General features: G+C 69.9%; 5 protein-coding genes. All 5 read right to left on the bottom strand.

The annotated features are described in order from the left end of the window. Positions 1–521 precede the first annotated feature (521 nt). Entirely contained in the window at positions 522–1,466 is a 945-nt protein-coding gene (locus GT042_RS29350) for a bifunctional riboflavin kinase/FAD synthetase (protein WP_161311736.1), read from the bottom strand. Positions 1,467–1,776: 310 nt separating this feature from the next. Continuing rightward, positions 1,777–2,676: a tRNA pseudouridine(55) synthase TruB gene (gene truB, locus GT042_RS29345; protein WP_161311735.1), complete on the bottom strand. Its 900-nt coding sequence runs from the start codon at positions 2,674–2,676 to the stop codon at positions 1,777–1,779. Then, positions 2,673–3,158: a 30S ribosome-binding factor RbfA gene (gene rbfA, locus GT042_RS29340; RefSeq protein ID WP_161311734.1), complete on the bottom strand. Its 486-nt coding sequence runs from the start codon at positions 3,156–3,158 to the stop codon at positions 2,673–2,675. Before rbfA ends, truB begins: the two co-directional genes overlap by 4 nt. A gap of 40 nt (positions 3,159–3,198) precedes the next feature. Next, positions 3,199–3,492 (bottom strand): DUF503 domain-containing protein, encoded by a 294-nt coding sequence (locus tag GT042_RS29335; protein ID WP_161311733.1) that lies wholly within the window; start codon positions 3,490–3,492, stop codon positions 3,199–3,201. Positions 3,493–3,629: 137 nt separating this feature from the next. Then, positions 3,630–5,636 (bottom strand): translation initiation factor IF-2 (gene infB / locus GT042_RS29330; RefSeq protein WP_161311732.1); only part of this gene is annotated, 2,007 nt, incomplete at its 5' end.

Here is a 5,636-nt window from a genome sequence, read left to right as displayed (position 1 = left end):
GCGCCACAAAACACGCTTTACGTCCGGCCACACGCACCTCCTCCGACCCCACCCCCCTCACGCCGCCGGTGAACTGGACGAGCCCCCGCCTCGGGGTGGGCCAGTTTGCGCCGGTGGACGGTGCCACTTACCAATGTCCTCAAACGCCGGACGGGCTGGAAGTGCCCCGCCGCCTTCCAAGATCGGGGCGGGTCGGGGGTTGTCTTGTACGCGGGCCTGGAAGGGGGACGGGCAGGGGTCGTGTCCGGAACGTAAAGCGTGTTTTGTGTCGCGTGGCGAAGGGTGAACTAAACGAGGTCCCGAACGCGACGTAAAACATGCAGTGCAGGACACGGCCCCTGCCCGGCCCCCGGCAACAACCCGCACCAGGGCCACCGGCCCGCAGCGGGCAAAATCAAGCCCGTCCGGCGATTGAGGACAATCAGTAAGCCGCACCCGCGCACCGGGCAGACGCAAAACAGAGCCCGTCCGGCGATTGAGGACAAAAGCACGGCCGCCAGGCCGGGCAAGGGTCAAGGCAACTACACGGTCTCCAACAGCTCGCGCGCTCGCTTTACGTCGTCGGCGATCGCCGTCAGCAACCCCTCGATCGAGTCGAACTTCTGCTGCCCCCGCACGTACGAGAAGAAGTCCACGGTCACATGGAGCCCGTACAGATCCAGGCCCACGCGATCGATCGCATACGCCTCGACCGTACGTTCCGTCCCCTCGAACTGCGGATTCGTGCCCACCGAGATCGCCGCCGGCATCCGCTCCCCCGCCGCCGTCAGCCACCCCGCGTACACCCCGTCCGCCGGAATCGCCGTGTGGGGCAGCGTCTCCACGTTCGCCGTCGGGTAGCCCAGCTCGCGTCCCCGCTGCGCGCCCCGTACGACGATGCCCTCGACGCGGTGCGGGCGGCCCAGGATCTCCGCCGCGCCCGCCACGTCGCCCTCGGTGACCAGCCGGCGCGTCAGGGTGGAGGAGAACGGCTCGCCGCCGCCCGCCTCGCCGGTGACGTACAGGTCGACGACCTCGACCTCGTAGTCGTACGTCGTCCCCAGCTCGGAGAGCACCGCGACATTCCCCGCCGCCCGGTGCCCGAAGCGGAAGTTCGGGCCCTCGATGACCGCTCGCGCGTGCAACTTGTCGACCAGGACCTTCACGATGAAGTCCGCCGGGGAGAGCTTCGAGAACGCGACGGTGAAGGGCAGGATCAGCAGCGCGTCCACGCCCAGCTCCGCCATCAGTTCCGCGCGCCGGTGGTGCGGTGCGAGGAGTGGCGGGTGGCTGCCGGGGCGTACGACCTCGCTGGGGTGCGGGTCGAAGGTCACCACGACCGACGGCACCCCCAGCTCCCGCGCCCGCTCCACGGCCCGGCCGATGATCAGCTGGTGTCCCCGGTGCACGCCGTCGTAGGAGCCGATGGTGACGACGCTGCGCCCCCAGTCCTGGGGGATGTCCTCCAAGCCACGCCAGCGCTGCACTGTGACCGCTCCTCGCCCGAAACTGTGTACGTGATTGCCGGATTACGCAGCTCTAAGACTGCCATGCCCGGGGCCCGCCCCCCGCATCGGCACCGAGGTCCGAAGGGTCCGCCCGGCCCCCTCCCGGGGGGAACGCGCCCCCCGGTGCATCCGGCGCGCACCCCACGCGCCCCGCCGAAGGGGTGATGCGGGGCGCGGAGATGGACAGACCCCTTCCGGGAGGGGGATCGTGGGGCGGCCGGGCGTGCTCGGGCGCCCCACGGTATGGCCGGCGGACGAGGGGGAACGCCCTCGCACGGCCGGCCGGGGATCAGGCGAAGACCGCCAGGCTCTTCGCCTTGCCCTGCTGGTCCTCCACCAGGGCCAGGAAACGGCCCTCGGGGCCGAACACCGCGACCGGTCCCGTCCCGTACTGCGGTATGTCGAGCCGTACCCCGTTGAGCAGCAGCTTCGCGCGCCGTTCGTCCACGTCCCAGCGCGGGAACGCCGCCGCGGCGGCGTCCGCGACGGGCATGACGGTCAGCTCCTCCTGGAGCTGGTCGAGGGTCCTCGCCGCGTCCAGGGCGTAGGGACCCACCCGGGTCCTGCGCAGCGCGGTGAGGTGGCCGCCGACCCCGAGGCCCGCCCCGAGGTCTCGGGCGAGGGCGCGGATGTACGTCCCCGAGGAGCAGACGACGGAGACGACGAGGTCGACGACGGGCGTGCCGTCCCCGGCGACGGCCTCGCGCACGTCGTACACCCGGAACGAGGAGACGGTCACCGGGCGGGCCGGGATCTCGAACTCCTCGCCGCCGCGCACGCGCGCGTACGACCGTTTGCCGTTGATCTTGATGGCGCTGACCTTGGACGGCACCTGCATCAGGGGTCCGGTGAGGGCCGCGACCCCCGCGTCGATGCCCTCACGGGTGACCGCCGACGCGTCGGTGGACGAGATGATCTCGCCCTCCGCGTCGTCGGTGACGGTGTCCTGGCCCAGCCGGATCGTGCCGAGGTACTCCTTCTCGGTCAGCGCGAGGTGCCCGAGGAGCTTCGTGGCCCGTTCCACGCCGAGGACGAGCACGCCGGTCGCCATGGGGTCGAGCGTGCCGGCGTGGCCGACGCGGCGGGTCCTGGCGATCCCGCGCATCTTGGCGACGACGTCGTGCGAAGTGAAACCCGACGGCTTGTCCACGATGACAAGTCCGTCGGGTGTGGGGGTCTGGTCAGTCATTCCTTGGTGGAGCCGTCCTCGTCGGTGGGGGTGGCGGCGGCCTCGCCGTCGGCCTCGTCGTCGTCCTCCGGCTTGCGGTACGGGTCCGCGCCCGCCGCGTACGTCTTGCCGGTCGACACCTCCCGTACCTCCGCGTCCTTCGCCCGCGCCTTGTTGAGGAGGTCCTCTATGGTGCGGGCGTTGTCCGGGAGGGCGTCCGGGACGAAGGCCAGCGTCGGGGTGAAGCGGACCCCGGTCTGCCGGCCCACCTCGGAGCGCAGCACGCCCTTGGCGCTCTCCAGGGCCGCCGCGGACGCCGCGCGCTCCTCGTCGTCGCCGTAGACCGTGTAGAAGACCGTGGCCTCCCGCAGGTCGCCGGTGACGCGGGCGTCCGTGATGGTCACGAAGCCGAGTCGGGGGTCCTTGATTCGCCGGTCCAGGGTCTCCGCGACCACGACCTGGATGCGATCGGCCAGCTTGCGGGCCCGCGCGTTGTCGGTCACCGGTCCGTCACTCTTCCTATCGGTTTCTCTGGTGTACAAGTCAGTCTTCGTCGCCGTACAGCCGCCGTCGTACCGACAGCAGCTCCACCTCCGGGTGCCCGGCGACCATGCGTTCGCACCGGTCGAGGACGTCCCTGAGGTGGGTCCAGTCCCCCGACACCACCGCCAGGCCGATCTCGGTCCTGCGATGGACGTCCTGGTCACCGGTCTCCGCCGCGCTCACCGCGAACTTCCGCTGGAGCTCCGCGACGATCGGCCGGACGACGGAGCGTTTCTCCTTCAACGACCGTACGTCGCCGAGGAGGAGGTCGAAGGACAGAGTCCCCACGTACATGCGTATCCGGATGTCCCGCCGGTGCGGGTTCAGACGCCTGCCAACGCTTGGCAGGGACGTTCAGAACCGTAACGCAGCGGCCGGGGCCGGTCGACGGAAATACCTCCCGCCGACCGGCCCCGGCTACCAGCCGCGCGTCAGCCTCGCGGCTTCTCGCGCATCTCGTACGTCGCGATGACGTCGTCGATCTTGATGTCGTTGAAGTTCCCGAGGTTGATACCGCCCTCGAAGCCTTCGCGGATCTCGGTGACGTCGTCCTTGAAGCGGCGCAGACCCTGGATGTTGAGGTCCTCCGCGATGACCTTGCCGTCGCGGACGAGCCGGGCCTTGGTGTTGCGCTTGACCTCGCCGGACCGGATGAGGACACCCGCGATGTTGCCGAGCTTGGACGAGCGGAAGACCTCGCGGATCTCCGCCGTACCCAGCTCGACCTCTTCGAACTCCGGCTTGAGCATGCCCTTGAGGGCCGCTTCGATCTCTTCGATCGCCTGGTAGATGACCGAGTAGTACCGGACGTCCACCCCTTCGCGCTCGGCCATCTGCGCGGCACGCCCCGCGGCGCGCACGTTGAAGCCGATCACGATGGCGTCGGAGCCCATCGCCAGGTCGATGTCCGACTCGGTGACCGCACCCACACCGCGGTGCAGGACCCGGATGTCGACCTCGTCGCCGACGTCGAGCTGGAGCAGCGAGGACTCGAGAGCCTCCACCGAACCGGACGCGTCGCCCTTGATGATGAGGTTGAGTTCCTGCACCAGGCCGGCCTTGAGGGCCTCGTCCAGGTTCTCCAGGGAGAACCGGATGCCCCTGCGGGCGAAGGCCGCGTTCCGCTCACGGGCGGCACGCTTCTCGGCGATCTGCCGGGCGGTGCGGTCGTCGTCGACCACCAGGAAGTTGTCACCGGCACCGGGGACGTTGGTGAGTCCCAGGACGAGGACGGGGGTCGACGGGGTCGCCACGTCCACGTTGTCGCCGTTGTCGTCGAGCATGGCCCGGACACGTCCGTACGCGTCACCGGCGACCATCGTGTCACCGACGCGGAGCGTTCCGCGCTGGACGAGCACGGTGGCGACGGCGCCACGGCCGCGGTCGAGGTGGGCCTCGATCGCGATGCCCTGCGCGTCCTGCTCCGGGTTGGCCCGCAGGTCGAGCGAGGCGTCGGCCGTGAGGATCACGGCCTCCAGCAGGCTGTCGATGTTCAGACCCTGCTTGGCGGAGATGTCGACGAACATGGTGTCGCCGCCGTACTCCTCGGCCACCAGCCCGAATTCGGTGAGCTGTCCGCGCACCTTGGTCGGGTCGGCGCCCTCGACGTCGATCTTGTTGACCGCGACCACGATCGGCACGTCGGCCGCCTTGGCGTGGTTCAGCGCCTCGATCGTCTGGGGCATCACACCGTCGTTGGCCGCGACCACGAGGATCGCGATGTCGGTGGACTTCGCACCACGGGCACGCATGGCGGTGAACGCCTCGTGACCGGGGGTGTCGATGAAGGTGATCCTGCGCTCTTCACCGTTGACCTCGGTGGCGACCTGGTACGCGCCGATGTGCTGCGTGATCCCGCCGGCCTCGCCCGCGACGACGTTCGTCTTGCGGATCGCGTCCAGCAGCCGGGTCTTACCGTGGTCGACGTGACCCATGACGGTGACGACCGGCGGACGGGACACGAGGAACTCCTCGCCGCCCTCGTCCTCGCCGAACTCGATGTCGAAGGACTCGAGAAGCTCGCGGTCCTCCTCCTCCGGGCTGACGATCTCCAGCACGTAGTTCATCTCGGTGGCGAGGACCTGGAGGGTCTCGTCGGAGACGGACTGCGTGGCGGTGACCATCTCGCCGAGGTTCATCATCACGGCGACGAGCGACGCCGGGTTGGCGTTGATCTTCTCCGCGAAGTCGGTGAGCGACGCACCGCGCGACAGCCGGACACTCTGGCCGTTGCCACGGGGCAGCATCACACCGCCGACGGACGGGGCCTGCATGGCCTCGTACTCCTGGCGCCTCTGCCGCTTCGACTTGCGGCCACGGCGGGCGGGCCCGCCGGGACGGCCGAACGCGCCCTGTGTGCCACCACGGCCACCGGGGCCGCCGGGACGGCCGCCGAAGCCGGGACGGCCTCCGCCGCCACCGCCGAAGCCACCGCCGCC

Origin of the sequence: Streptomyces sp. SID3212 (genome assembly GCF_009865405.1) — a bacterium.
Taxonomy (GTDB): domain Bacteria; phylum Actinomycetota; class Actinomycetes; order Streptomycetales; family Streptomycetaceae; genus Streptomyces.
The sequence above is the reverse complement of the archived record's forward strand: the minus strand, read 5'-3'. Positions and strand labels throughout refer to the sequence as shown.

Excerpts from the sequence above, each read along its gene's own strand:
- truB (WP_161311735.1), bottom strand. The coding sequence starts at position 2,676 with ATGACTGACCAGACCCCCACACCCGACGGACTTGTCATCGTGGACAAG.
- GT042_RS29335 (WP_161311733.1), bottom strand. The coding sequence starts at position 3,492 with ATGTACGTGGGGACTCTGTCCTTCGACCTCCTCCTCGGCGACGTACGG.